Source organism: Microcoleus sp. FACHB-672 (genome assembly GCF_014695725.1).
GTDB lineage: Bacteria > Cyanobacteriota > Cyanobacteriia > Cyanobacteriales > Oscillatoriaceae > FACHB-68.
Map to the genome: position 1 here is coordinate 125,248 of NZ_JACJOU010000016.1, position 24,982 is coordinate 150,229.

Sequence of the window (24,982 nt, forward strand, 5' to 3'; positions counted from 1 at the left end):
TTTAACGGACTTTTGCGATGAGCCGAGGATTTAAATCCTCGGCTTGAGTGTAGTTAGGATCTACAAGCCACACACTGAGAAAGCATTTTTCGCAAAGAAACTACCGGCAGTTGCTGAATAATTTCGCCGGCAAACGCATCCATCAGCAAATTGCAACTGGCTTCTCTATCCAAGCCGCGACTTTGCAGATAAAACACTTCATCAGCCTCTAACTGGCTAACTGTCGCGCCGTGAGAACACTTGACATTATCAGCCGTAATTTCTAGCTGCGGCTTTGTATCCACACGCGCTTTCGGAGATAGCAGCAAATTACGATTCAACTGCGCTGCATTTGTCAACTGCGCCGGCTTGGGAACAAACACTTTCCCGTTAAACACTGCATGAGCGCGATCATCGACAATACATTTATGCAGTTGATTCGTCGTGCCGTGCGGGTGGTTGAGTGCGATTGTACTGTGAGTGTCGCCCAACTGCTCACCGGCAAGCATGGTTAAACCATAGAGTGAGGTATCCGTCGCCTCGCCGGTTTGGAAAACCTCTAGATTGTGCCGTGATAGCTTGCCACCCAAACTCACCGCATGACAGGCATAGCGACTATTTCGGGCTTGTGAAACCGCTGTTTTGCCAATGTGAAACGCATCAGCCCCATCTCGCTGAATGCGAAGATGGACAACCGAGGCATTTTCCTGTGCCCAAATTTCCGTTACCGCATTCGTAAAATAAGGGTGAGCCGTTGAGACATCGGGACATCCCTGCGCCGCAGTTGCGTAATGCTCAACCAGCGTCAGCGCACTTCCCGCCTCAGCCACCACCAGACAGCGCGGCTGCACAAACACCGGCACCTCACCCGTAACCGTGATAAACAGCAGGTGAACCAGCGTTTCAACGGCTTGATTTTTCGCCACCCACACCACTGCCGCATCTGTCAAACCGGCAGTATTCAGCGCAGTAAACACCTCCTGTGCACCCGGTTGCTTTGCCAGATACTCACCGATGCGTTGGCGCTCATTTGCGGGCAATTGGCCCAAATTTCCCACAAACACGCCTTCTGGCAAGCCAGTAAGGGAAGACAGGTTAGGGGCAAAAACGCCGTTGACAAAAATCAGCCGGCTATCAGAGGCTTCCGGCAACATCAGCAACTCAACGGCGGCATCTGCCGGTTCCGGGGGTTCAGGCAACGCGCCGGCAAAATTCACTTCTAACAGTTTGGAAAGATCCGTAAACCGCCATTCCTCATCCCGTTTTGTGGGAATTGCCAACTCACGCACCCAAGTCGCCGCATTATCCCGAACTTGCTGTAACCAAGCAGCCGTTTGAGCGTCTAGTGCGAACTCCGGAGGAACGATTCGCGAAGCGCTCCCACGCGCCTCATGCAACAACTGATCTAAATAAGTCACTTCTGGCTTAACCGCAACTTGATTGCTCATCGCGCCCCCACCTCAGCTTCCTCGTCTTCTGTCACCCAGTCATAACCGCGACTTTCTAATTCCAAAGCCAATTCTTTGGTGCCGGTGGTGACAATTTTTCCAGCTTCCATGACGTGAACAAAATCGGGCACAATGTAAGTCAGCAACCGCTGATAGTGCGTAATCACCAGCATGGTATTTTGAGCGTTGGCAATTGTATTTACGCCATTAGATACGATCTTCAGCGCATCAATATCTAGCCCTGAATCTGTCTCATCTAAAATGGCTAATTTCGGTTCTAGCAATGCCATTTGCAAAATTTCATTCCGCTTCTTTTCGCCGCCAGAAAAACCTTCATTGACGCTGCGGCTTAAGAAAGCTGGATTCATTTTGACAACTTCCAGTTTTTCTTGGATTAAGTCATCAAAATCAAATACGTCTAATTCTTCTAAACCCTTCTGTTTTTGGTGAGAGTTATAAGCGACGCGCAAAAAGTCAAGATTGCTGACACCAGGAATTTCCAGAGGGTATTGAAACGCTAAGAAAACACCGGCTCTTGCCCGATCTTCGGGTTCTAATTCTAGCAAGTTTTGTCCTAGAAAGATGACTTCGCCGCCTGTTACGGTGTAGTCAGGATGGCCGGCTAATACTTTAGAAAAGGTACTTTTTCCTGAGCCGTTTGGCCCCATGATGGCATGGATTTCTCCTGCCTTCATTTCTAAGTTCAAACCTTTTAAGATTTCGATGCCATCAACTTCAGCTTTTAAATCCCGAACTGATAGCAAAACTTCACTGTTGTCGATAATCATCTGTCTGTTTTTTTGCGTCCTCTACGCCGGCAATCTGATAATTTCTCTAACCGCAGATTCTACAGGTGAAACTTGAATGTGCTGCACTCGTCATTCAAGTTCCACCTGCGTCCACAGATAAACACAGATTTTTTCTACGTTTGTCTGTGGTTATCTGTGGTTTTTAACCAACGGTTCCTTCTAGTTTCAAGCTCAACAGTCTATCCGCTTCGACTGCAAATTCCATTGGCAGTTCATTAAACACTTGTTTGCAGAAACCGCTGATCATCATGGAAATGGCATCTTCAGAGGAAATGCCTCGTTGTGCAAAGAAGAACAGCTGATCTTCTCCAATTTTGGAGGTAGATGCTTCGTGCTCTACTTTGGCGGTGTTGTTTTGGACTTGGATATAGGGGAATGTATTGGCTTGGGCATTGTCGCCAATCAGCATGGAATCGCACTGGGAATAATTCCGTGCGCCGGTTGCTTTAGGCCCCATTTTCACTAAGCCACGATAGCTATTTTTGGAATTGCCGGCAGAAATTCCTTTGGAAATAATCGTGCTGCGGGTGTTTTTGCCGATATGCACCATTTTGGTGCCGGTGTCGGCTTGCTGTTTGTGATTTGTCAGGGCAACTGAGTAAAATTCACCAACAGAATTATCACCAACTAATACACAACTGGGATATTTCCAAGTAATTGCTGAGCCGGTTTCCACTTGTGTCCAAGAAATCTTAGAATTCACCCCTTGGCACAAACCCCGTTTGGTGACAAAGTTGTAAATTCCACCTTTGCCGTTTTCATCGCCGGCATACCAGTTTTGCACCGTGGAATATTTAATTTCTGCGTTATCCATTGTCACCAATTCCACGACGGCAGCGTGTAACTGGTTGGTGTCAAACATGGGGGCGGTGCAGCCTTCCAAATAGGTGACAGAACTGCCTTCTTCCGCAACAATTAAGGTGCGTTCAAACTGACCCGAATCACCGTTGTTAATCCGGAAGTAGGTAGACAGATCCATCGGGCATTTGACGCCTTTGGGTATATACACAAAGGAGCCATCGCTAAACACGGCTGAGTTAAGGGCGGCGAAGAAATTATCGCCCACCGGCACGACGCTGCCTAGGTATTTCTTGATCAATTCCGGATAGTCTTTAACAGCCTCAGAAATTGAGCAGAAAATCACGCCTTCTTTGGCAAGTTTTTCTCTAAATGTTGTGGCGATAGAAACACTGTCAAACACCGCATCGACGGCAACATTAGAAAGTCGCTTTTGTTCAGAAAGCGGAATTCCTAACTTTTCAAATGTTTCTAGCAAAGTCGGATCAACTTCTTCCAAACTATTAAGCTTCTTGGGCTGTTGTTTGGGCGCAGAGTAATAAATAATGTCTTGATAATTAATCTGCGGATAAGTCACATGAGGCCAGGTTGGCTCAGTCATTTTGAGCCACTGCCGGTAAGCTTTTAGGCGGAATTCCAGCATGAATTCCGGCTCGTTTTTCTTGGCCGAAATGAGGCGGACGACATCTTCACTCAACCCACGAGGGATAGTGTCGGATTCAATGTCGGTGACAAACCCGTATTTGTAGGGTTGGTTAACTAAGGTTTTGACTGTAGCACTCATCGTCAGTGTGTTCTCTCTAATCTCTCAGAATCGGAAGTTCGTTCGTCTGCAGGTGAGCGTTGCCCACCTATTCTCTCTCTCTTAGTGGGCGCTGCCCACCCCACTGTGCTGCAATTTTTTAGTATTGATTTGTTGTCGTGCGAATTTCTTCAAATGTTATTTCTTGTTTATCGCCGGCAAAATCATTGTCGGGCGTCAAGAAAAGCATACAGTGGCATTCTTTGCGTTCCCGCATCGGCACGCAGGGGCAGTTCCAGAAAGCTGCAGCGACTTCGGCTTGTTTGTCGTCGTAGTGCCGGCATGGACACAAAGGTGAACCGAGTTCTTCTTTATGCTTGGCTAGTCCTTCGATGACAACCGCTGTTATGCTCAGATCCGAGCAGAAGTAGGTGTCGGTGCGCTTCGCGTAGGTTTCCGAGAAGTGCCGCATAGCTTCGAGGTTTTTATCCGTTGCCTGGTTGGGGTTGTTTGCTGGATTCATTGCGTACCGATATATAGGAGCGAATTAAATTGCGTCTATAATGAATTAAACAACGGAGTTGTTGCTTAATTCTATTTTAGGGTACTTTAGCAACACTCATGTTGTCAAAGTCCACAAAGACTTTTTTCAGTGCGGTTTTAGGCGTAGAGTTCTCGGAAGACGATGGCCACCACTCACGAAACCACCACTAAACAAGACATCCTGCAATATTTACTCAAGCAAGGTCAAGCAACCGCTCATGAATTAGCAGAATCATTAGATATCAGTCCCCAAGCAATTCGCCGCCATCTCAAGGATTTAGAGGCGGAAGGGTTAATTCAATACCAGTCAGTTCACGCAGGAATGGGCCGGCCACAGCATTTATATGAGCTTACCCGTGAGGGGCGACATCGCTTTCCAGATCAATACGATAAATTTGCCATTTCGCTGCTGGATACACTGACGGAAACAGTTGGCCAAGAGCAAGTTAGTTCGATTTTACGCAAACAGTGGCAGCGCAAGGCAATTGTATACCGAAACAGTCTGGGCAAGGGTTCTCTGCAAGAACGGGTTGCTAAATTGGTGGAACTGCGCCGTGCTGAGGGTTACATGGCGGAGTGGCATTCTGTCGAGCCGGCACAGGGAACAGCCCAAACCGAGGGCGGGTTTATGATCAGTGAACATCACTGTGCGATTTCCCACATTGCGGAGTCTTTTCCCAATGTGTGCGATCACGAGTTAGAAATGTTTGCAACGGCGCTGGAAGATTGCACGGTGGAACGGACACACTGGATTATTGATGGTCAGCATCAATGCGGTTATTTAATTAAAAGCCGGTGATCGGGGACAAGGCAGGGGTAAGCCGGCACTCCACTTAATTTTTCTGCCTCTATGGCGAGAAAGAGGAAGGGGAAATTTAGCAGTCTGTCATACAATAACGAATTAAATGCGCTTTAGCTGAACAAGTAACGGATAATAATCAGCTAAGGGTAATTTTTAATTAAATACTATGTTTCCCAGTACATCGATTAGCCTGAAGGTGAGAGTTTGACATGGCTGAACAACAGCAATCTGATCTGCAATTTTTAACCTTAGAAGAGTGCGCTGAGGTAGACACGGCGCTGCTGTCTACGCGGGAGAAATTTTCGGCGCGGTTGGCAATTTATGCGCTGAGAGTGCTTAAGCAAATCGCTGGAGAGACAGCTTTAAAGGTTGAAGAAGTGACGCCTCAACAGGTGAAAAATTGGATAGAACAAGATGAGACAATTCGGCAACAAATTGAAATTGACACCGGCTTTGCCAGCTTCTTTACAAATTTAGTGATTTCTTCTTTGAAGCCATTAAAGCAAATTTATTTGGAAACTGGGGTGCCGGTTGAAGATTTAACCGTTCGCCAAGTGGTTGCTTGGTTTGAAAAGCAAGCAAAGATGCGGCTAGCCACACCTGAGTCCTGAGTTCTGAGGTGCTTATAAAATAAAGACGTTGCGGAAGATTTCTCTTCATGCAACGTCTTTATTAATTGTTTATTTGATGTAGTCAGCCTTCAAGTTTTGACCGCTTCGCCGGCTGCTTCTGTTGCCTAATTGGCTCATTGAGCCTTACATTTGCGATACCCCCAGGGGAATTCGAATCCCCGTCGCCTCCGTGAAAGGGAGGTGTCCTAGGCCTCTAGACGATGGGGGCGTGTTGTTTGCGCCTTTATCGTTCGCACCTTTATTACGATAACCAATCTGCCCCGATCTGTCAACACCTTTTTCAAAAAATTTTTTTCACTCATTTCCGGCCTGTTGGCAGTAGGCTTGCAGGATGCGAATGCAGTTGGCAATTGCCCCCAAATGGGCGATTTCAAAGCCGTGTGTGTTTTGGGTGGGGAATCCCAAACAAGCCGCGCGGGCCACATGGCCAAACTTCATGGCAATGGAGGCGTCGCTGCCAAACCCACTAATCGCGGCCCACTGCACCGGCACGCCGGCAACCTCAGCAGCCTTTCTTATTTCGGTGTTTAAAGCTTCATCGTAGATGCCATAGCCGTCTTGAGAGAGCAAAACCGGCACTTCACCCTCTTCTATCGGATATTCCGGCGCTAAGGGGCAAATTTCCAGGGCTATCAACGCCTCCAATTTCTGGCGCTGGCTGAAGTAAAGCGCCCCAATTGCCCCGACTTCTTCCTTTGCCGAAGCCACCAGGTAGATATCGACTGCCGGCTGCTTCACCATCTCTGCCAGCGCCAGTAAAATCGCCACGGACGCCTTATTATCGAGGGTGTAGCTGCCGATATAATCTTTAAGTCTAATTGGCTTCTTGCGATGCTTGCCCACGACGACTCGCGTTCCCGGACGAATGCCGGCAGCCTCTAGCTCATCCGCTGTGCATTTCGTTTCTACCCAAGCATTTTCCCAGGTTAAAGACTCTTTGTCCTGCTGGGCTTTTTGGGGCGATTCGTGGGAAACGTGGCGCGAACCAAAACTGAGAATGCCGGCAATTGTTTCCCGATCGCCCAACAAATCGACAACGCCTTCGCCATAAACCCAAGGAAAGGAACCCCCTAAGCGCCGGATCTCCACGCGTCCGTGAGATTTGACTGTTTTAACAATCGCACCAATTTCATCTTTATGGCCGGTGATGGCAATGGCGCGGTTAGGATCGCTGCCGGCAATTTTAGCGATCACATTGCCGGCGGCATCTTGCCAAACTTCCACTCCCGCTTCTGCAAATCGAGTTAGCAAAAGCCGGTCAATTTCTCCCTCAACACCACTGGGAGAATGATGCAGTACGAATTCTTCAATTGTTTCAAACAGCCGATCATAATCTAGCAAATCCATAAAATCACTCAATCAACTACTGATAATTCTCCCAGATTTTATGAGTGGAGGTTGGGATGTAAACTCGCGCCGGTGCGGCCAGTCACCAGCCAAAGTAAACAGCGAAAGCAGTCCCGTAAAATTCGCCAGATTGATTCCGGGTGTATATCCGTTGAAGGCACAGAAATGGGTGTCACAACAATCCCACGGCTTCCCAAAACTAGGGTAGCAATGGCACGCGACCGCGTCATGTGATAATCTGAGGTAACTAAATATAAATGCCAGATTTTCCGATCCACAAAATCTTGAACGCTGCCGGTGAAGTTTGTCACCGTATCCGTTGCCGAAGCATAATGAAATTGGTTTTCAGGAACGCCAACTTTTTGAAATATTTTTTTAAAAGGCTCATAATTAGGTCGCACATCAGAAATCCAAATATCTAAATTTGGTTGTGATTTCCAAAGTCGAGCTGAAACCTGTATCCGCTCAAAGGCACCTCCCAAGGCTAAAATAGCTTGAGGCTCTGGAACTTGATTGAGAGTAATCGCCAATCGAACGGGAATAAAACTAATGAGTGCGATCAAAAAACCTATTATTAAAAAGACTATAATCTTCTTAAACCTATTTTCCAAATAAGTTTTAGGCTTTTTTTTGTAACGACTCATTGGCTTCTTTGCTGTGATAAACCATAGATTGCCGGCATCTTACGCGCTGGAACGATGGTAACCAATTTAGACTAGCTAGCGTAAGTCAAGCATTCGTTAATATTTGTAGCACAGTAGGGATTGATCATCGGCACTCACGCTCAGAAATTGCCCATCACTCGTAAAAGAAGTAAGGGTTAATATTTGTTTAGGAGTTCTTGGGATTAAACTCTCAGCCTATCATGAGATTCCCACTGACCTGTATAGCCAGCCGATGCGAGTCGAGAGTAAAACGAACTGCCAAATTGGTACAGGAGCCGGCGCAGTCCTGTTGTTACGAGACTGATTGGCAAGTAGTCATTCCATTGCTGTCCAATTTCAGGAGTTGTCAAGGGAAGTTTAGGCATTGCCATAAATAGTAGTGCCAACGCCGGCTCGTTTCCCTCTAAACGGTGGAACATAAAGCAATCCTCATTCCGGCTAAAAAATAATTTCCCTTTGCCAGAGTCGAGATAAAAGGAACCATCCACAGCCATCCTGACTGTGGCAACAATCTGGCCGATCACTCGATTCTTTTCCATCATCGTAAAATGCAGTTGGGTTTCAAGGGGAAATGTGAACACCTGCACCAAGGAAGCAGCAGAAGCAACAGGTTCAAGTGCGTTTCCTTCCACCGGCACACTTTCAGCCTGAAATTCCCCATCCACATTGAGATTAGCAAAACTGAACGGAACCGTTGCTGCACCCAATTCAGGCGTGAGTTGTACCTGAACGTGAATGTGCGGTTGAGGAGAATAGCTAGAATTACCGCAACGTCCGAGTAAAGCACCGCGCTCGATGCGATCACCCAAATTCACTACAATGCTATTTTGAGCGAAATGGGAAATTTCGACATAAAAACCGCGCTCGTCGTAAAGCACAACGCAGTTGCCCCAGTTATTATCTTGATCGACGCTGCCGGTTGCACAGTCCGCTAAATCTTTCACCACTCGAACAACCCAGCCCCGAACCGGCGACAGAACCGGCTTTTGAAACGCATAATAATCTTTCAATTCCAAGCCACTGCCGCGATACGTGCAACCGTTCTCATCTTGAATTAAAAAATCAGGCGTTGCTGAAAGTGTAAGGAACTAAGCTGGCAGGGGAACCGTTCGGTACTTTAAGTAATGAAGCAGTAACCGAAGTGAACACTTCAGCATCTCGACAGACTTGGAATAGCACAGGGTCTTGCGGTGCAATCGTGCTAAGTAGTGCTGTAGACGGGTGTTCTCGCTTTCCACGCGGGTCATATAGGTTTTGCTGATCATCTGGTCACCCGCATCGAAGAACATTGGGTAAACCTTCCAGCCATCAGTGACATAGAAGAAACACTGCCAGCACTTGACAATCAACCACAACGACTCGAAGGTTGCCGCACTGCGATCACCGATTACCCATGCCAAAATACCTGCTTGAAAGTGATTGACTGCAGTCCAAATCCAAATCTTGTTGCGCTTGTTGCCCACAAAGGTTTGCAGTTCATCCAAGTCGCTTACTTCTGGGATTTCTTCAGCTTCGGGGGCATCACTGAGTTGGTGTCCTGCCTCTCGAATCCAGTGCATGACAGTGGTGTGATGAATCTCGGTGACTCGTTCGATGCCGCGCAACCCCATGCCATTGAGATACATTTTGATGCACAGTTGCTTGACATCGTCGGAGTAAGCCCACCGACGGTAGGACTCAAGGAATTGACGAGAACACTGCTTGCACTTGTAGCATTGTCTGCCACGACGATGCCCGTTTTTAGCGGTTTGAGTGGAGTGACATTGAGGACATTTCATGACTTTATTGTACTCAACCTAGCATTACTCTTTCAGCAACGCCAAAAATCATAGGCGTAGCGCCACAAACCCTGATGTGTCCATTGCCCGTCAAACCCCTGCCATACAGTCCAGCAGCCGGCAAACGTTCTGCCACTGCCCTGATACCGCAATCTTCGCCGTGAGTTCGGAGTCTAGGGTCATTTCTGGCGAAGACTGGGGAAATCTCGCCAACAAGCGATAGCCGGCCAACCCCAACACGTAAAGCAGCAACAAAGTCACCAAATTGTAAGGCAGCGCGTGCACCGGCAGCGCCACCGCCGCCCAGAATACACTCGCGGCTTCCCCCAAAACAGCCGCCAGCGCAACACCAAGGGCAGCTAATGCGTAACTGCTGGGAGAAGGCAGCAAATAAAATCCACCTAGTGCTAATACCACCAAAATAAAATTTAAGGCAGATGGATCGTAGTAAACATAGGCAAAGGTGCCGGTTAGTGTTGCCCGAATAAAGGTTCCTAACGCATAGCCAGAGACCGCCAGCAAAAACTGAATTCGCGAATTTCGTAACAGTAGCAACGCCACCGCCGTCCCCACCCAGACATTCGGCAAGAAAAAAATCAGCCCGAGTGTCCGCAGAAAGCCTTCAAAAGGCAACGGCAAGCCGACAGAATATGCGTAAGCTGGCACAATTGCCGGTTGTAAGCCGGCATAACGAAACGCCGCTAAATGCACAATCCAACTCACGGCAATAAACGGCAAACTTAACACCGGCAAAAACAAAAATGTATGCAAAATGTGTGACAGCGCCCACGTTAAAATAAACGCCATCACGCCGGCAGCCGCCGCCAGAAACAGGGATGCAACTGCCGGTTGAAATAGGTAACCAACGCTCAACCCTGCTAGAAACGGATTAAATAAAAAGGGTGCGCGGTCGAGATAACTTTGCTTTAGTTGCGCCATCTTTGCAAAGGCAACGGCTGCCAGCACCCCCATCAATCCCATCAGCAGCACACCAGGTTGCAGCAGCATCGCCGCTAGCAGCAGCGCCCCTGTTTGAACACCACGTAGGAAGAGGATTTCGGCAGTCGCAGCGCACACAGCAGCCGACAGGTGCCGGAGAAACTGCTGCCACGGGCGCGGCAATACCTGTAGAGGGGAGGTTCGCTGATTTTGGATTTTGGATTTTGAATTTTGGATTTTGCCGGCCTGAGAATTCGGTTGTTTTTGGGCTGGCAACTTTAGCCGGCCTAGAATGGAGCGAGAATGCAAACCTCCCATATTCTTAATCTCCCTGAGTGCTGCTAAAGGACTGCAAACCTGCATTCGGTGCCAGAAAGGGCGGCAAATATTCCCGGCGTTCCAAGTCGCTGAGGTCTTCCGCAGCACGAATCAGTTCAACGTTGCCGGCTTCTGTTACCAAAACCACATTGGGCCGGTATTCTATGAATTGCAGCCATTGCGTGTTGTTGTACGCGCCTACCGTGGAGATGACGAACCGCGTCCCGCGAGACAGAGGTGGCAAAGAAATCGCTTCATCCACCACATCAATGTTCATGCACATTGGCCCGTAAATCACTGATGGTTCGCAAACACCGGCAACATGGCGATCTAGGGCAATATCAAAGCGATACCAAAAGCTGGTAAAGAGCAAGTTGACGCCGGCATCCACCACATAAGCACGAGTGCCGTCAGGAAGCCGCTTCGTGCCGCAAACCGTCGTGATCAGCGTGCCGGCTTCATCAACCACCGCCCGTCCCGACTCGACAATTAATTTTGGAGTAAGTCCGGGTTTCAAGTTCGCCCACAGCGCATCGCACACCGCCTCTGCATATTCGTCAATGTGCGGCAATAACACCTCTGCTGCGTGGTAACTGCCTTTTAATCGGCTGCGGGAAGGCAAGCCGCCACCAATATCGATGTACTCCATTCGCCAGCCGCAAGCGGCTTCAATTTCGTAGCCAAACTTCACCATTTTCTCCACCTGCCGGCCATAAGCTGCCGGTTCGGTGATAAAGGTGCCGATGTGGCTGTGCAGTCCTCTGACGCGCAATTTGCCGCCATTTTGGATGCGCCGAATCACGTCCATTGCTTGACCCGATTCTAAATTAAAGCCAAAACGCGACCACCGGGGTTGAATTCCCACATCTAAATTGAGTCGAAGTCCAACCGAAATCACTTGTCCGAGGCGAGTAGAAATTGCCTCTAAATCTTCAATTTCATCTAAATGATCAATATTAATGATGACGCTATCTTTAACCGCCGCTTCCAGAGTTTCAAAAGGTTTGTGCGGCCCGTTAAAAATAATTTGATTTCCGGGAATTCCTAGGGCTTTGGCTTTGTCATATTCCATTTTTGACACCAGTTCCGCCATCGCGCCTTCCTGGTGCAAAATCGCGCAAATTGCTTTTAAGTAATTGGTTTTGTAAGACCAACCAAACGTGACATCAGGGTAACGGGTGGCAAACGCATTGCGAATGGTGCGGAACTGTCGGCGCAGGGTTCGTTCTGAATAAACAAACAGCGGTGAACCAAATTGGGTAACCAGATCATCGACAGAGATGCCGGCAACGGCTGTTTTTACACGACGCTGGGGAGGAATTGCGCCGGCAAACTTATTCATCAAGCCGCTGTGCAATTTTTGGATCGCCGGTTTTTGGTATTGAATCTGCATTTTATCCCTCTCCTGTTGTGACTAATGTTTGTAAAGGTGTGGTATCTGTAATGATTTCGTAGGTGTAGCGCATGAATAATTTGCCGGCAGCATAAGTAGGGAGTGCCGGCAGAGGTAAGCCCATCGCTGCACGCACCAAACGTGAGGGCAAATTAATTCCCACGCCCGTTGCAAAGTACGCCCATGCTGGAAAACGGGGGTTAATTTCAATCAGATAAATCGTGCCGTCGCGTGAGGCAATACATTCCAATTCAAACGGCCCTTTCCAGTTGGTATGCTGTAAAAATGCCTCGGCTGCTGCCAATAAATCTGGATGATGGATCGTGATCGCGCTCCAAACTTTTCCGAGTTCGGTCACGCTCATCTTTTTAATCGTCACCATGCCGAGATGCTTGCCTTTCCCATCTCCGACTCCCACCAAATTTAGCTCAATTCCGTTAACAATTTGCTGTAAAAGAATCGGATATCCCCATTCCGATGCTAACTGGTGAAACCGCTGCAATGCCTCGCCATTGGTCGCGACTCGATACGCTTTGTAATACGGGCCTTTAATCATCAACGGAAATCCTAATTCCGCTGTTGCTTCATCTAGTTCACGCGCCGAAGTTACTGAGATTGTTTTGGGAGTGCTGAGACCAAAAGCGCTAGCTGCTTCTACAAGATTTACTTTATTTCGTAAAGCAAATTGCACTTTAGTCGGCAAATAAACGCGAATACCCAACGCTTCTAGTTCTTGGGAATAGCGAATGTAAAGTGGCAACTCCACATCAAAATTGGGAATGATACAATCTAGCCCAATTTGCTCTTTAATCTGCCGCAACCGCTCTAAGAAAATCTCTGGTTCGGTGGAGGGATAGGGCATTATATAGCGGCGATCAAATAGCCAATCCATATAAAGCCCCGGTTCCATCGCATCGTAAGCCAGACCAATAATTTTGATCGATAATTCTTGATCTTCTCGCAAGCTTCTGGCAACGCCAGTACCAGGGCCAGGATTGTCTATCGCATTGATGCCGGTGACGGTAACAGTTAAAGTCTTTTGGATTTTGGAAGCTGCTGAAGTTGGGTACTGTTGGGCATCTGAATCGGATATATTTTCCAAGGATGTTAGGTGTGTCATCACTTCCCTCCTTCCAGTCCAAATAAATTGAGTTGCCCAAAAAAGTCTGCTACATCTCGTTGGGCAGCGCTTTGGGGAATTCCAAATTTTTCTGAGAGAAAATCGGCAACTTGGTTTTGGTTTTCACCGAGCTGCAAACGCTGCAACACTAGCCACTCACAAGGATTCAAGGTGTAACTTTCCCCGGTGCGCGGGTCAAAAGCAAATCCGTCTTCGGTAACATCAAGTAATTGAGTGTGCGTCATTTGCAGTTCCTCTGTAGGTGTCAACTGTTTTAATTCAGTTCGCCAAAAATTACAGATTGCCTTGCTTCTGGATTACACTTTTATAATTTTGCTCAAACTAGGGTGGCAGTAAAATAAAAGCCTATGAATATCCTGTATGTCGAAGACGAAGCGAAAATTGGCAACTTTGTCTGCGCCGGCTTGAAGGAACAAGGTTTTGTTGTGGATTATTGCGACTGCGGCAATGAGGGTTATATGCGCGCAATGGACAACGAATATGATGTGGTGGTACTCGACATTATGTTGCCTGGGAAGGATGGATTGGCTATCCTCAAAAGCCTGCGTCGGGCCGGTCGGAATGTACCAGTGATTTTGCTGACGGCTCGTAACGAACTTGATGACCGGCTCGAAGGTCTTAATCTGGGCGCAGACGACTATTTATCCAAACCGTTTTTTGTCCAAGAACTAATTGCCCGTATTCATGCAGTAGTGCGCCGTGTGTCTGGGGAACGCCAGAATGTGCTGCATGTTGGGACTCTGGCGCTGGATCGCATTAGCCGCGAAGTCACCTGCAATAACCAGTTGGTGGAACTGACTGCCCGCGAGTTTAATTTGCTGGAGTACCTCATGCGTTCGCCGGGACGGGTATTTACCCGCACACAAATTCTTGAACACGTCTGGGGTTACGATTTTGACACCAACACGAATTTGGTGGATGTCTGCATTCAGCGGTTGCGGAAAAAGCTGGAACGCGTAGGCGGGGATGACTGGCTCGAAAGCGTGCGCGGAGTTGGTTATCGGTTTCGTAAGCCGGAGTCCGGATCATGAAGTTGCATTCTTTTCGCCTGCGAATTGCGCTGCTATCTGCAATGTTGGCCGGCACTGCTTTGGCCGGTTTTGCAGGGGTATCTTTTATGCTGATTTATCAAGCAAAACTGACTCGCCTCGACAGCGACATTAGAAGCCAGTTGCTACAACAAGCTTTGCGCCGGCCTGAACATACCAACTGGTCGTTCTACGAGAAAGAGTTACCCTCTGTGTTGGGCACAGATTCTCAGACGCCCATCGGTGTGCTAGTGGCTGGCCGGCAAGGGGAAACCATCTATCAATCTAGCAACTGGCCGTCTTCTGTGGATCTCGCTACAACTTGGTTGCCCCCGTCTGGGCAATTACCGCCACAACCTAGACCGTTTCCGCAGCAGCCTGGAAACCACCCGCTTCCGCAACCTAGGCAAGAGGCAGCCAGTGGTTTTGGGGAACCGCCGTCACGTTTCCCAGAGGAACTGCCGGCTCAACTGAATGACCAGATGGCAAGACAGATTAAAGTGATGACGAAATCTAGTCACAATGCGGCTTGGCGTGTGGGTGTGCTGATACCACCGCTGCCTCGAATTGGGACTGCAATCAGTTTGGAGGGAATTGACCGAGAAATGAGTGCGATCCGCAACGGCTTTCTAATTTCAGTGCCGGTGGGGCTTGTGGCAGTGGCGTTTGGGGCGTGGGCGCTTTCAGGGACCGCCTTAAAGCCGCTGCGGGAAGTAAGTGCAAAGATCCAGCAGGTGAGTGCAACAGGGCTAGACCGGCGCATTTCAACCGGCACAGCAGATGTGGAGTTTCGCGAACTGCTACAAGTTTTCAACCAAATGATGGAACGTCTCGAACGTAGTTTCAAGCAGGCTTCTCGCTTTAGTGCTGATGCCGCCCACGAACTCAAAACTCCTCTATCAATTTTACAAGGGCAGTTGGAACGGACGCTGCAACAAGCTGAACCCGGTTCGGAATTACAGGAAAACTTGGGTCATTTGCTGGATGAAGTTTCTCACCTCCGAGAAATCGTTCGCAAACTCTTGTTGCTGTCGCTGGCAGATGCCGGTCAAATGCGTTTGCTCTTAGTTGAGGTAAATTTGTCGAAAATCTTGGCTGATTTAACTGAGGATGTGGAAATGCTCGCGCCTGATTTGCAGGTATTCTCAACGGTTGAGCCGGCATTATTGTTAAAGGGTGATCGTGATTTGCTGCTGCAGGTTTTGCACAATTTAACGAACAATGCGATTAAATACAATTTGCCCAAGGGTTGGCTGCGGATTGAGACACAACGCAAAAAAGGTACGATTTCTGTCAAAGTGAGCAATAGTTCACGAGATATTTCTGCGCGTGACCGGCAGCGACTTTTTGAGCGTTTCTATCGGGGAGATCCGAGTCGCACTCACCAAATTGAAGGACTGGGTTTAGGCTTAAGTTTGTCGAGAGAAATTGCTCGCGCTCACGGTGGCGACTTGAAGCTAGACTCCACGCCTGCCGGTCAAACGGCTTTTACTCTGACATTGCCGGCTATTCAATCAATTAAGTTCAAGCCAGAACACGCGTAAAATTAAATACGAAATCAATCATGGAGAATGTTATTGATTTTGATGCAAATTTCTCACTAAAAATTTTGTTTTTAGCAAAGTCAATATCTCCCATTAAATAACAATAGGAGGAGAATGAGTTTGCCCCCTTTCTAAAATTTAAAAGGATTCCAGCGCGATTATTTCATGTCTGCTGATTCGGGGACAAAGAATTCGGTATGACCAGAATATCTCTTAAAAAACTTCTCTGTACCGGCCTTCACAATCGCTCTTTTTGGTCTGAAGTGGAAAGAAATTTTCGCCGGCTAGAGAAGATTTATGGAAATTCTCTGCTAATTCAATAGCCTCCAGTGCTTTTAAAGTTCATATCACCGGCTCATTTAAATCCCTGAGGTCGGTAATCTGCATAGCCTCATAAGGTTGGGCAATTCTCAGGGTTTTTAAACAGTTGCCGATATTGACATCCCATAACTTGATCGTCTCATCAAAGCTGCCACTCACTAAAGTTTTACCGTCTGAACTGAAAGCAATCGAAGACACCACATCCGTATGACCCTGAAACGTGTTCAGGCAGCAATCTGTATTAACGTCCCAAAGCTTAATCGTTCCGTCTCCACTGCCACAGGCGATTTTCTGACTTTGAGGACACAAAGCAACTGAAGCAATCCGCGTGTGACTGTGATCGCGGATAGATTCTGACCCTGAAATAGATTCCAGAACGGTTTCCAGAACAGGTTTCCTTTGCGTTGTTCTGCCCCGTAAAACTGACTGAACGTTATTTTTAGTAACTTTTTCACCTAATGTTTGACTGAGCAATTGCCACAGCTTAGAGCCAGTATCGCGGATGTAATCAGCATCATAATCAGAAGTTTTTGCCATCTGCTGGTAAGTCAGCCCTTTCCAAGCATGGCGTAAAACTATCTCTTGAACCTTATTTAAGCGTTGGGGCCAGAGTACCTGATCTAAAATTGCTAAAGCTTCTTCAACTTTCATGGCAACAGCGTTTCATAGAAGGGATTATCTTTGTTTGACCAACAAACAAGGGTAGTACCTATTTTGCGGCTGTCCCGCTTGGTAATGCCCTATTAGTCCCCAAGTGAAATGCACCCGTTGTAACAAATTTGGCAGTTTTCGCTAGCTTCGGCTTGTTTTATCTGGATACCCAGTGTCATTCATCCCTGTAAGGCCACTGCCTCTGCGCCCTTACTCACGGATTGACCCCTCGACTTGGTCTAACTCGCTCACCCCAGTTTAAACCGTATTTCTACTGTCAGTACATTAGATATAACTCATCATTTCCTTAAAAACCATGATTTTTTATTATTTTTTCCCACAGACAGCCTGAAAAAGCATCAGCTATCTTTGTTTTAGTTTTGAGCTGAACCTCAACGGATCAGTAAAAACAAACATCTAGAGAAAAGCTTCCGTAAGCTCGTAAGTCTCTATGGGGTGCATTAATCTTCAGATTTTATCCGCTCTGCGTTTCAGCAAGTATGCTCTTGGGCTTTGAGGCTTCCCAAAAGAGCAGCGATAGCAGAATAGTAGGCGGCGATCTCCCGTTCTAAATAGAAAGTTACGGCTAGTGATTCAGCATCTAAGTTCTAAAGCCGAGACTCTTCCCCAAAGTAAATAGCCAATGTAACCGGCAATTGAAAATTTCTACGCAACGCGATGCCTAAGGCTATGCCCGTGGGGTATGTACCTTAACGCAGCTACACAAACCCAGTCTGTCGGCGTGGACTTTGATAACACGCGCCAGCGTGTTGAATCTGTGTCAATGCAAATTTTAGTTGCATTTTTTACAAAATTGAACTGCTCCCCATGAGGCGGGCTTCCACCGGCTACGCGATATCGATTTAATACCTAGAAACAATGACAGCAATGAACAGCACAATCAGTCTTATTTTTGTTGGCTCAACTGTTGAAAACTATCAAGATTTTATTCCCGTAACTGAAGCGGGAGCAGAAGTTTTTACCCTCGACCCCACAAAAGATGTAATCGCCCAAATTACAGAAGTTTTAGCAAATCGCACGAATGTTGCTAACCTTCACATTATTTTGGACGACAGTTTAGGCAGTTTACAGCTCGGTAATACCACTTTAGATGCCGGTGCCCTAGAAAGCCCGCAAGTCATGGCTTATTTGCAAAAGTGGGGCGCATCCCTGAGTGCAGATGCAAATATTCTTTTGTCTGGGCGAAATGTAGCAGTCAATGAGCTGGTTGTGCAAAAGCTAAGTTTATTGACAGGTGCTGATGTTGCTGTTTCCCCCGCCATCACAGGTAACGCGACAGATAACAGCATTGGTGGCTTTGATTTAAATAAGCGTTCTGGCTGGTTAGGAGAAGATCTCCTAGCCTCACAGAATGGGGAAACTCACTTGGCAACGTGTAACTGTGCCGGTTGCAGCTTGTTCATTAATAAAGAACGACTCGCACCGGCACCTGTACTTGGGCCAACCGTCCCTCTAGCCTCCCTGCCGTTACTCAGCAGCAATCCCGGTGCCACAGCAAAGATATTTCTTGACTTCGACGGGCACACCACTTCTGGAACAGCATGGAATACCAACTTCAACGGCAATGCGGATATTATCAGCCCTGCCTACAGTATCGATAGCGATCTGAATACTTTTTCGACCACAGAAGTCGCCAATATTGAAGAAATTTGGAAGCGAGTTGCAGAAGACTACGCACCTTTTGATGTAGATGTAACCACTGTTGACCTCGGAAATTTAAACGGGCCAAATAATATCGCGTAGTGATTGGCGGGGCTTGGGATGACTGGTTTGAAGAATCAGGGGTGCCGGCGGTGTTGCCTATCTGACTTCCTGGCGGTGGAACGGGGACACGCCGGTTTTCGTATTTGAGGAAAATTTAGCAAATGGCGTCGCTAAATACACGGCTGAAGCGACTTCTCACGAAGCGGGACACGCCCTCGGTTTGTACCATCAAAGTACCTACAATGCCGTCGGCACCAAAACCGCTGAATACAATCCAGGATCGGGCACCGGCGTAACCGGCTGGGCACCGATTAGGGGTGTCAGCTATAACAAAAATCTTACGAGTTGGCACAACGGACAAAACAGCCAAGGCTCGACCATTTACCAAGATGATATGGCAGTCGTTGCTTCACCCCTTAATGGCTTCGGCTACCGAACCGACGATCACGGAAATACGAATGCCTTCGCTTTGGTTTCAATGTTGGCAGCAGTGGCGTTTATAGTGTCAGTTCCTGGAATCTTGATGATGTCAAAATTGTTAGCGATACCTCGATTCCAAGTTCTGGTGTGAGCATTGATGATGTTTCACTTGTTGGTACAGATGGAGATAACACGCTGATCGGAAGTGATACCTCGATTCCAAGTTCTGGTGTGAGCATTAATGATGTTTCACTTGTCGGTACAGATCGAGATGACACGCTGATCGCAGGTGCCGGCAATGATCACATTGATGGATTAGCCGGCAATGACAACTTGAATGGGGACGCTGGTGATGATACCCTTGACGGCGGTGCGGGCAACGATATACTCACTGGAAGTGCCGGCCAAGATTGGTTTCTCTACAGCACCGGCAGTGCCTTTACTACAGCATCGGTAGGCGTTGATCAAATTGACGATTTTGCCACAGGCGCTGCCGGTGATCGCATCGTTTTAAGCAAGCAAACATTTGCTGCACTCACAAGTGAGGTGGCATCTGGGTTTAGCGTGATCTCTGAGTTTGCCACTGTTACGACAGATGCCGGCGCGGCAACCAGCGAAGGGTTGATTGTTTATAACAGCAGCAATGGCAAATTGTTCTATAACGAGAACGGCAGTGCAGCTAACTTTGGCACAGGTGAGCAATTTGCCACGCTAGCCGGCACTCCTACCTTAGCCCCAGAAGATTTCATGCTAATCGCTTAAGGATAGCGATCAAAATTCATCAATGCTGGACGTGTCCAGCGGCTAATCACAGTGGAGCCATCTTTTTTAGGTTGCTCCACTTTTTTAGTTTAGCTGTTTGTCTCACTTCCTCTGTTGCCATCCCTAATGCTTCTGCGACTTATTTGAGACTCAATTCCATTGCTAATGTCATAGCCTCAGAACTTTCACTTAACTAGGGCAAGCATGAATTTAACACGCCACTAAACCTTGAGAAATAAGGGGAGATGGGGAGATGAAAGAGGAATTAAGAATTTTTACTCCGTTTTTGGCAGTATAGGAATCTTAAAATGAGCTGAAATCAATACATTTGAGTCCTTATGCCTGAACATTCAATCACTGTCACCGTAAAACTATTTGCTGCCTATCAAGAAGCTTATGGAGTGACAGACTTGGTGCTGGACTTTCCCTCTGGCACCCCCGTCAGCGCCCTTCTTGATCGCGTCATCAGCGAGCAGCCACAACTCCAACAGTGGCGCAACATCACCCGCTTTGGCGTTAACCTGCAATTCGTCGAACCAGACACCATTCTGCAAAGTGGCGACGAAGTTGCACTTATTCCGCCTGTCAGCGGCGGGTAAATCACAGCTTAGTCCTTAAAAAGGCTTAATGCCCTTATCTTCCAATCCGGCTTCCCCTGCTTCCTATACCCGACAAAAATAGTCGGGTATATTTGACGGGTATTTTTCCCTGTGCTAGTATCGAGCGGTCAATCAAAAAAAGACTAACCAGCCCACAGCCGAGCGAGACACAGAGAGGTTTGACCGATGACCCTAGCGACTGAACAGCACACCCAATCAACTTCCGCCACTTTCAAGAACCTTCAATGTAAAGAATGTGGCGCAGAATATGAAGCCAAAGCGACACACGTCTGTGAAGTGTGTTTTGGCCCCTTGGAAGTGAGCTATGACTACGACGCGCTGCGCCGGCAGGTGACTCGCGAAAGTATCGCTGCTGGGCCGAATTCCATTTGGCGCTATCGTCCCTTTCTGCCGGTGATGACGGATAACCCCATCGATGTGGGAACCGGCATGACCCCTCTCGTCAAAGCAAATCGTTTGGCTCGCCGGCTGGGCATCAAAAATCTTTATATTAAAAACGATGCGGTGAATATGCCCACCCTTAGCTTCAAGGATCGGGTGGTTTCAGTCGCACTCACCCGCGCCAAAGAGTTGGGCTTCTCTACGGTGTCCTGCGCTAGCACCGGCAACTTAGCAAACTCTACCGCTGCAATTGCCGCTCATGCCGGTTTAGATTGCTGTGTGTTCATCCCCGCTGATCTCGAAGCCGGGAAAGTCTTGGGCACTTTGATTTACAGCCCAACCGTGATGGCGGTTCAGGGCAACTACGATCAAGTCAACAGGCTCTGCTGCGAAGTTGCAAATACGCATGGCTGGGGATTTGTCAATATTAATTTGCGTCCCTATTATTCCGAAGGCTCAAAAACCCTCGGCTTTGAAGTGGCTGAACAGCTAGGTTGGAAACTGCCCGACCACATCGTTGCCCCCCTGGCCTCTGGCTCACTGTTCACCAAAATTTATAAAGGCTTCCAAGAATTCATCAAAGTTGGACTGGTGGAAGACAAAACAGTCCGCTTCAGTGGGGCACAGGCAGACGGTTGCTCACCAATTGCCCAAGCTTTCCGGGAAGGACGCGACTTTGTGAAGCCGGTGAAGCCCAACACCATTGCCAAGTCAATTGCAATTGGCAACCCGGCTGATGGAATTTACGCAATCGAAGTGGCGAAGAAAACCGGCGGCAATATTGAATCCGTCAGCGACCCCGAAATTATTGAAGGCATCAAACTGCTGGCTGAAACTGAAGGCATTTTCACCGAAACTGCCGGCGGCACCACCGTCGCTGTACTGAAGAAATTGGTAGAAGCAGGCAAGATCGATCCCGATGAAACCACCGTAGTTTACATCACCGGTAACGGACTGAAAACTCAGGAAGCCATGCAGGGTTACATCGGCGAACCCTTCACCATTGAGCCAAAACTCGACAGCTTCGAGCGTGCCCTAGAGCGCTCTCACACTCTTGATCGCCTGGAATGGCAACAAGTGTTGGTTTAATTTTAGATTTTAGATTTTAGATCAGATATATAGGTCTAAAATCTAAAGTCGGCAGATAACAGACAATCAGAGAACAGACCAGAAATTATGTCCGTCAAAGTTTTAATTCCCACCCCGCTACAAAAGTTCACCAACGATAAATCCACCTTGGAATGCACCGGCACGACGGTTGCTGAACTGCTGGAATCTTTAGAGCAAAACTGTCCTGGGATCAAAGCGCGTCTGTGTGACGATAACGGGGAACCGCGTCGGTTTTTGAATTTTTACGTTAATAGTGAAGACATCCGCTTCTTGGAGGGCACGAGTACGCCGCTGCAAGATGGGGATGAAGTGAGCATTGTGCCAGCTGTCGCTGGCGGCTAATCCCTTGTTAGGATCGGCAAGATAGGATAAAAAACTCACTCAGAACAATGGCAGAAGAAACGAATTACAAAGAAGCCGGTGAGCAGCCGCCTAGCACCGTAGAACAGCAAGCTCCCAGCGTTTCTGAAGAACACGCTCCCAGCACTTCTGAAGAGCAGGCAACGGATCTTCCGAGTGCAAATATGCCGGATGCCAAAGCCGTGCAAACAGAGCAAAAACCGGCTGAGGCTGAAGTAGGAACAACTGAGCCGACTCCGAAAGGAGAACCCTCAGCAAAACCCCCCAAAGCCAACGCAGCAGACAAACCGGCAGCCGGAAAAAAAGCCGCTGAAAAAGCGGACGGAGAGGAAGCTCCAGCCAAGGCGGCTAAAAAGGAAAAGGCACCGGGAGTTGAAGACAAGCCCTTTGCTGATTTCATGCATCAAGACTGTTTGCCGGCGCTGAAAACCGCCCTGAACAAACAGGGGATATCAGATGTTGATATCAGTTTAGAAAAGCAAAAATACCCAGGTTCTGGCTTGGGATCAACTGAAGAGTGCTGGCAAGTTATTGGCCGGTGGAAAGGCGGAAAGCGTCAATTTAACGTTTATTTCCCCAAAGCGGATATTCAAGGCCCAAGAGCGTTCTCCTGTGCTGACAGTGGCGCAAAGGCAAGCACAATCGAGCCGTTCTTAATTGATGAGCGCAAGGTCACGCTGGATCTATTAGTGTTTGGCGTTGTCCAGCGCCTTAACGCTCAAAAGTGGCTGGCGCTGAATTAAGGGCATTGGGCATTGGGCATAGGGGATAGGGCATTGGGCATGAAGAGAGTGGGAGATTATTCCCGATTATTTATTAATCATTCTCTATTCTCGTCCCTTTAGGTTGGCGAAGCCTTGACCCATGCCCCATGCCCCATGCCCCTTCTACAGTTCGTCAAAACAATAAGTCACAACCCCTTTATCATTCGCAACCCTAACGTAGCCGTCTTTTGCCATCTCCTTTAAAACGGCTTCCACCTCGACGAAGTCAATGCCAGTGTCCATCACAGCTTGAGTAACGGAAAGTTTACCGCCCCTTGCTTGGGCAGCTTGCAGCAGTTTAACAAGCGTCTGGCTGCGTTTGCTAGAGAACATCATCCGCTCAATGGCGGCAGGTTGAGTCAGCGGCACACCGGCAGCAGAGACACCTAATTTTCCTCTCAGTTTTGCCTCTTGCTCGTCTACCATTCCCCGAATTAAGAATAAATCCAAGACTAGGCCCAGGCCAAATAGGTTGCCGGTGCCAAACCACAATAAACCCGTGACAATCTTGCCGTTGTAGAATCGGTGGAGTCCTCCCAGGCCACAAAACCCGGCTGCCCAAAGTGCATAGCTGATGCCGAGCCGTCTTTGAGTCGGGTCATCTTTGAGGGTTTGTAGCTTTTGAGTCCCCCAATTTTCGATAGATGGGATGGAGGGGGCTGCCGGCATTGATTTCGCATTCAAATCTTTCAACACCTCTGCTGCGGACTGATAGCGCCGGCTAATGGCATTTTCTAGCAGTTTGTCCAGCACTTGCCCTAATTGAGGGCTGACAGGATTATCGACTAAGTAATGCCGCCACACCCAACTACCCTCTCGGCTGTCAAATAAGTCGAAGGAAGGAATTTGAGTTAATAAATGAATACAGGTGACGCCCAAACTATATAAGTCACTGGCAAAAACCGCCCGTCCTAGGGCTTGTTCTGGGGCAGCGTAGCCGGCTGACCCAATCACTGTGCCGGCACGCCCTAGGGAAGTGCTGGTGGCGGATTTGGCTGCCCCAAAATCAACGAGTACCAGATCCCCCTTCGCCCCCTTCTGCTGGGAGGTTTGCCGGCGAATAATATTCTCAGGTTTGATATCGCGGTGAATCACCCGGTGTTCGTGGACAAATTGCAGCACCGGCAACAGATCGTTCAACAGTTGGCGGATCTGAGTTTCATTAAACGCACCTTCCTCGTTTAATTGCTGGGCTAAGTTCGGCCCGTCAATATATTCCTGCACTAAATACTGCCGGCCCTCTTGCTGAAAATCGGCCAGCAGTTCTGGAATTTGAGGGTGTTTGCCCAACTGATCTAGCTGAACTGCTTCTTGACGAAATAGTTCAGCAGCTTTCTCGGCATTGCGAGCGCTTTGATCTTGGGGGCGAAACTGCTTAATCACACAGCGGGGTTTGGACGGCTTGTACTCATCCACCCCTAAGAAAGTTCTGCCAAAGCCGCCGGTGTCAATCGGTTTAATTGCCCGGTAGCGATCTCCCAAAAGTAACTTTGACCCACAACTTTGGCAAAACGTCGCCAGAGCTGGATTCTTCGGCTGCTGGCAGTTGGGATTGAGGCAATAGCTCATACAAGCAAGGCGCGACTCGGATTCTCTCTTTCATAGTTGCACACGAAAGCCTTGAGCGTCGCTCTTGCTGAACCCTCTGAAGAGGACTAATTGCTCAGTTGTCTCGTTTTGAGGCGTGTGTCTGGGAAATCGCACGTCCAGAGTGAAAAAATTAATTTCTAGCTTTTTTTAGCCTTCTTGCTGAGGAAGGTTTTTTTGAAATCTTTTATTTTAGCACCCATTTTTCGAGCGGCCTAGAGCGTAATTTACAAAAGTTGATACGCCGTTGTAACTCTTAACCTGATTGCATTTTTGACCTCGCCATGCGGCTGCTAGACTGGAGTGCGTAGCAAATGCAACGATTATCGTAGAATTATTGGACGCCGCCGAATAGACCACTCCTAAGGCAAAAAT

General features: G+C 48.1%; 25 protein-coding genes and 1 tRNA gene. 11 read left to right on the forward strand and 15 right to left on the reverse strand.

Annotation, left to right across the window (positions count from 1 at the left end):
• Window positions 1-53: 53 nt before the first annotated feature.
• The 4 genes from sufD to H6F56_RS12400 all read right to left on the reverse strand — a co-directional run bounded on the left by sufD (window position 54) and on the right by H6F56_RS12400 (window position 4,299).
• A complete protein-coding gene (sufD, locus tag H6F56_RS12385) occupies window positions 54-1,427 on the reverse strand; it encodes a Fe-S cluster assembly protein SufD (protein ID WP_190668474.1) in 1,374 nt (457 codons plus the stop codon).
• Window positions 1,424-2,215 carry a Fe-S cluster assembly ATPase SufC gene (sufC, locus tag H6F56_RS12390; RefSeq protein WP_190668477.1) on the reverse strand — a complete coding sequence of 264 codons (792 nt, stop codon included), beginning with the start codon at window positions 2,213-2,215 and terminating at the stop codon, window positions 1,424-1,426. The genes sufD and sufC overlap by 4 nt, the downstream gene beginning before the upstream one ends.
• Before the next feature lie 163 nt (window positions 2,216-2,378).
• On the reverse strand, window positions 2,379-3,818 hold the full coding sequence (gene sufB, locus H6F56_RS12395; RefSeq protein ID WP_190668480.1) for a Fe-S cluster assembly protein SufB: 1,440 nt from the start codon (window positions 3,816-3,818) through the stop codon (window positions 2,379-2,381).
• A gap of 118 nt (window positions 3,819-3,936) precedes the next feature.
• A complete protein-coding gene (locus H6F56_RS12400; protein WP_190668483.1) occupies window positions 3,937-4,299 on the reverse strand; it encodes a ferredoxin thioredoxin reductase catalytic beta subunit in 363 nt (120 codons plus the stop codon).
• 162 nt (window positions 4,300-4,461) lie between these two features.
• On the opposite strand from H6F56_RS12400, the gene sufR reads away from it, so the two are divergent.
• Together sufR and H6F56_RS12410 are read left to right on the forward strand one after the other, a co-directional pair.
• Window positions 4,462-5,118 carry an iron-sulfur cluster biosynthesis transcriptional regulator SufR gene (gene sufR / locus H6F56_RS12405; protein WP_190668486.1) on the forward strand — a complete coding sequence of 219 codons (657 nt, stop codon included), beginning with the start codon at window positions 4,462-4,464 and terminating at the stop codon, window positions 5,116-5,118.
• A 212-nt stretch (window positions 5,119-5,330) separates the two neighbouring features.
• The gene (locus tag H6F56_RS12410) at window positions 5,331-5,732 is read left to right on the forward strand and encodes a hypothetical protein (protein WP_190668488.1); all 402 of its coding nucleotides are present in this window, start codon (window positions 5,331-5,333) and stop codon (window positions 5,730-5,732) included.
• A 156-nt stretch (window positions 5,733-5,888) separates the two neighbouring features.
• Here H6F56_RS12410 and H6F56_RS12415 read toward each other — a convergent pair.
• The 9 genes from H6F56_RS12415 to H6F56_RS12455 form a co-directional block, all read right to left on the reverse strand.
• Window positions 5,889-5,961 (reverse strand) — tRNA-Glu (locus tag H6F56_RS12415).
• 86 nt (window positions 5,962-6,047) lie between these two features.
• Window positions 6,048-7,100, reverse strand: coding sequence for a M42 family metallopeptidase (locus H6F56_RS12420; protein WP_190668491.1), 1,053 nt, complete (start codon window positions 7,098-7,100; stop codon window positions 6,048-6,050).
• Window positions 7,101-7,138: 38 nt separating this feature from the next.
• Window positions 7,139-7,663 (reverse strand): YdcF family protein, encoded by a 525-nt coding sequence (locus H6F56_RS12425; protein ID WP_242031971.1) that lies wholly within the window; start codon window positions 7,661-7,663, stop codon window positions 7,139-7,141.
• Between the two features lie 284 nt (window positions 7,664-7,947).
• Window positions 7,948-8,775 carry a M23 family metallopeptidase gene (locus tag H6F56_RS12430; protein ID WP_206753400.1) on the reverse strand — a complete coding sequence of 276 codons (828 nt, stop codon included), beginning with the start codon at window positions 8,773-8,775 and terminating at the stop codon, window positions 7,948-7,950.
• A 78-nt stretch (window positions 8,776-8,853) separates the two neighbouring features.
• Window positions 8,854-9,543 carry an IS1 family transposase gene (locus H6F56_RS12435; protein WP_190668499.1) on the reverse strand — a complete coding sequence of 230 codons (690 nt, stop codon included), beginning with the start codon at window positions 9,541-9,543 and terminating at the stop codon, window positions 8,854-8,856.
• Between the two features lie 90 nt (window positions 9,544-9,633).
• The gene (locus H6F56_RS12440) at window positions 9,634-10,800 is read right to left on the reverse strand and encodes an urea transporter (RefSeq protein ID WP_190668503.1); all 1,167 of its coding nucleotides are present in this window, start codon (window positions 10,798-10,800) and stop codon (window positions 9,634-9,636) included.
• A 4-nt stretch (window positions 10,801-10,804) separates the two neighbouring features.
• Window positions 10,805-12,193 carry an alanine racemase gene (locus H6F56_RS12445; RefSeq protein WP_190668506.1) on the reverse strand — a complete coding sequence of 463 codons (1,389 nt, stop codon included), beginning with the start codon at window positions 12,191-12,193 and terminating at the stop codon, window positions 10,805-10,807.
• A 1-nt stretch (window position 12,194) separates the two neighbouring features.
• Entirely contained in the window at window positions 12,195-13,313 is a 1,119-nt protein-coding gene (locus tag H6F56_RS12450; protein WP_199312787.1) for a hypothetical protein, read from the reverse strand.
• Entirely contained in the window at window positions 13,313-13,558 is a 246-nt protein-coding gene (locus tag H6F56_RS12455) for a PqqD family peptide modification chaperone (protein WP_190668509.1), read from the reverse strand. The genes H6F56_RS12450 and H6F56_RS12455 overlap by 1 nt, the downstream gene beginning before the upstream one ends.
• Window positions 13,559-13,681: 123 nt before the next feature.
• Between H6F56_RS12455 and H6F56_RS12460 the strand changes: the two genes are divergently transcribed.
• Window positions 13,682-14,365 carry a response regulator transcription factor gene (locus tag H6F56_RS12460; protein ID WP_190668512.1) on the forward strand — a complete coding sequence of 228 codons (684 nt, stop codon included), beginning with the start codon at window positions 13,682-13,684 and terminating at the stop codon, window positions 14,363-14,365.
• The gene (locus H6F56_RS12465) at window positions 14,362-15,906 is read left to right on the forward strand and encodes an ATP-binding protein (protein ID WP_190668515.1); all 1,545 of its coding nucleotides are present in this window, start codon (window positions 14,362-14,364) and stop codon (window positions 15,904-15,906) included. Before H6F56_RS12460 ends, H6F56_RS12465 begins: the two co-directional genes overlap by 4 nt.
• 342 nt (window positions 15,907-16,248) lie before the next feature.
• Here H6F56_RS12465 and H6F56_RS12470 read toward each other — a convergent pair whose 3' ends face one another.
• Complete coding sequence (locus tag H6F56_RS12470) at window positions 16,249-16,878, reverse strand: WD40 repeat domain-containing protein (RefSeq protein ID WP_190668518.1); 630 nt, start codon at window positions 16,876-16,878, stop codon at window positions 16,249-16,251.
• An 888-nt stretch (window positions 16,879-17,766) separates the two neighbouring features.
• Here H6F56_RS12470 and H6F56_RS12475 point away from each other — a divergent pair.
• From H6F56_RS12475 to H6F56_RS12505, 7 genes are all read left to right on the forward strand, one after another.
• Window positions 17,767-18,642: a DUF4347 domain-containing protein gene (locus H6F56_RS12475; RefSeq protein WP_190668521.1), complete on the forward strand. Its 876-nt coding sequence runs from the start codon at window positions 17,767-17,769 to the stop codon at window positions 18,640-18,642.
• Window positions 18,643-18,823: 181 nt separating this feature from the next.
• A complete protein-coding gene (locus tag H6F56_RS12480; RefSeq protein ID WP_190668523.1) occupies window positions 18,824-19,174 on the forward strand; it encodes a hypothetical protein in 351 nt (116 codons plus the stop codon).
• A complete protein-coding gene (locus tag H6F56_RS27040) occupies window positions 19,171-19,785 on the forward strand; it encodes a calcium-binding protein (protein WP_190668526.1) in 615 nt (204 codons plus the stop codon). Before H6F56_RS12480 ends, H6F56_RS27040 begins: the two co-directional genes overlap by 4 nt.
• A gap of 338 nt (window positions 19,786-20,123) precedes the next feature.
• On the forward strand, window positions 20,124-20,384 hold the full coding sequence (locus H6F56_RS12490; RefSeq protein ID WP_190668528.1) for a MoaD/ThiS family protein: 261 nt from the start codon (window positions 20,124-20,126) through the stop codon (window positions 20,382-20,384).
• A 186-nt stretch (window positions 20,385-20,570) separates the two neighbouring features.
• Window positions 20,571-21,875 carry a threonine synthase gene (thrC, locus tag H6F56_RS12495; protein WP_190668530.1) on the forward strand — a complete coding sequence of 435 codons (1,305 nt, stop codon included), beginning with the start codon at window positions 20,571-20,573 and terminating at the stop codon, window positions 21,873-21,875.
• An 87-nt stretch (window positions 21,876-21,962) separates the two neighbouring features.
• Complete coding sequence (locus tag H6F56_RS12500) at window positions 21,963-22,238, forward strand: MoaD/ThiS family protein (protein WP_190668533.1); 276 nt, start codon at window positions 21,963-21,965, stop codon at window positions 22,236-22,238.
• Window positions 22,239-22,285: 47 nt separating this feature from the next.
• The gene (locus tag H6F56_RS12505; protein ID WP_190668536.1) at window positions 22,286-22,999 is read left to right on the forward strand and encodes a DUF2996 domain-containing protein; all 714 of its coding nucleotides are present in this window, start codon (window positions 22,286-22,288) and stop codon (window positions 22,997-22,999) included.
• Between the two features lie 144 nt (window positions 23,000-23,143).
• Here the strand turns inward: H6F56_RS12505 and H6F56_RS27100 are convergent, their stop codons facing one another.
• On the reverse strand, window positions 23,144-24,589 hold the full coding sequence (locus tag H6F56_RS27100) for a protein kinase domain-containing protein (protein ID WP_190668539.1): 1,446 nt from the start codon (window positions 24,587-24,589) through the stop codon (window positions 23,144-23,146).
• Window positions 24,590-24,982: the final 393 nt, after the last annotated feature.

What these genes read in the sequence shown, in the direction of transcription:
- sufD (WP_190668474.1), bottom strand. Translation starts at nt 1,427, where the DNA reads ATGAGCAATCAAGTTGCGGTTAAGCCAGAAGTGACTTATTTAGATCAG.
- sufC (WP_190668477.1), bottom strand. Translation starts at nt 2,215, where the DNA reads ATGATTATCGACAACAGTGAAGTTTTGCTATCAGTTCGGGATTTAAAA.
- sufB (WP_190668480.1), bottom strand. Translation starts at nt 3,818, where the DNA reads ATGAGTGCTACAGTCAAAACCTTAGTTAACCAACCCTACAAATACGGG.
- H6F56_RS12400 (WP_190668483.1), bottom strand. Translation starts at nt 4,299, where the DNA reads ATGAATCCAGCAAACAACCCCAACCAGGCAACGGATAAAAACCTCGAA.
- sufR (WP_190668486.1), top strand. Translation starts at nt 4,462, where the DNA reads ATGGCCACCACTCACGAAACCACCACTAAACAAGACATCCTGCAATAT.
- H6F56_RS12410 (WP_190668488.1), top strand. Translation starts at nt 5,331, where the DNA reads ATGGCTGAACAACAGCAATCTGATCTGCAATTTTTAACCTTAGAAGAG.
- H6F56_RS12420 (WP_190668491.1), bottom strand. Translation starts at nt 7,100, where the DNA reads ATGGATTTGCTAGATTATGATCGGCTGTTTGAAACAATTGAAGAATTC.
- H6F56_RS12435 (WP_190668499.1), bottom strand. Translation starts at nt 9,543, where the DNA reads ATGAAATGTCCTCAATGTCACTCCACTCAAACCGCTAAAAACGGGCAT.
- H6F56_RS12440 (WP_190668503.1), bottom strand. Translation starts at nt 10,800, where the DNA reads ATGGGAGGTTTGCATTCTCGCTCCATTCTAGGCCGGCTAAAGTTGCCA.
- H6F56_RS12445 (WP_190668506.1), bottom strand. Translation starts at nt 12,193, where the DNA reads ATGCAGATTCAATACCAAAAACCGGCGATCCAAAAATTGCACAGCGGC.
- H6F56_RS12450 (WP_199312787.1), bottom strand. Translation starts at nt 13,313, where the DNA reads ATGACACACCTAACATCCTTGGAAAATATATCCGATTCAGATGCCCAA.
- H6F56_RS12455 (WP_190668509.1), bottom strand. Translation starts at nt 13,558, where the DNA reads ATGACGCACACTCAATTACTTGATGTTACCGAAGACGGATTTGCTTTT.
- H6F56_RS12460 (WP_190668512.1), top strand. Translation starts at nt 13,682, where the DNA reads ATGAATATCCTGTATGTCGAAGACGAAGCGAAAATTGGCAACTTTGTC.
- H6F56_RS12465 (WP_190668515.1), top strand. Translation starts at nt 14,362, where the DNA reads ATGAAGTTGCATTCTTTTCGCCTGCGAATTGCGCTGCTATCTGCAATG.
- H6F56_RS12470 (WP_190668518.1), bottom strand. Translation starts at nt 16,878, where the DNA reads ATGAAAGTTGAAGAAGCTTTAGCAATTTTAGATCAGGTACTCTGGCCC.
- H6F56_RS12475 (WP_190668521.1), top strand. Translation starts at nt 17,767, where the DNA reads ATGAACAGCACAATCAGTCTTATTTTTGTTGGCTCAACTGTTGAAAAC.
- H6F56_RS12490 (WP_190668528.1), top strand. Translation starts at nt 20,124, where the DNA reads ATGCCTGAACATTCAATCACTGTCACCGTAAAACTATTTGCTGCCTAT.
- thrC (WP_190668530.1), top strand. Translation starts at nt 20,571, where the DNA reads ATGACCCTAGCGACTGAACAGCACACCCAATCAACTTCCGCCACTTTC.
- H6F56_RS12500 (WP_190668533.1), top strand. Translation starts at nt 21,963, where the DNA reads ATGTCCGTCAAAGTTTTAATTCCCACCCCGCTACAAAAGTTCACCAAC.
- H6F56_RS12505 (WP_190668536.1), top strand. Translation starts at nt 22,286, where the DNA reads ATGGCAGAAGAAACGAATTACAAAGAAGCCGGTGAGCAGCCGCCTAGC.
- H6F56_RS27100 (WP_190668539.1), bottom strand. Translation starts at nt 24,589, where the DNA reads ATGAGCTATTGCCTCAATCCCAACTGCCAGCAGCCGAAGAATCCAGCT.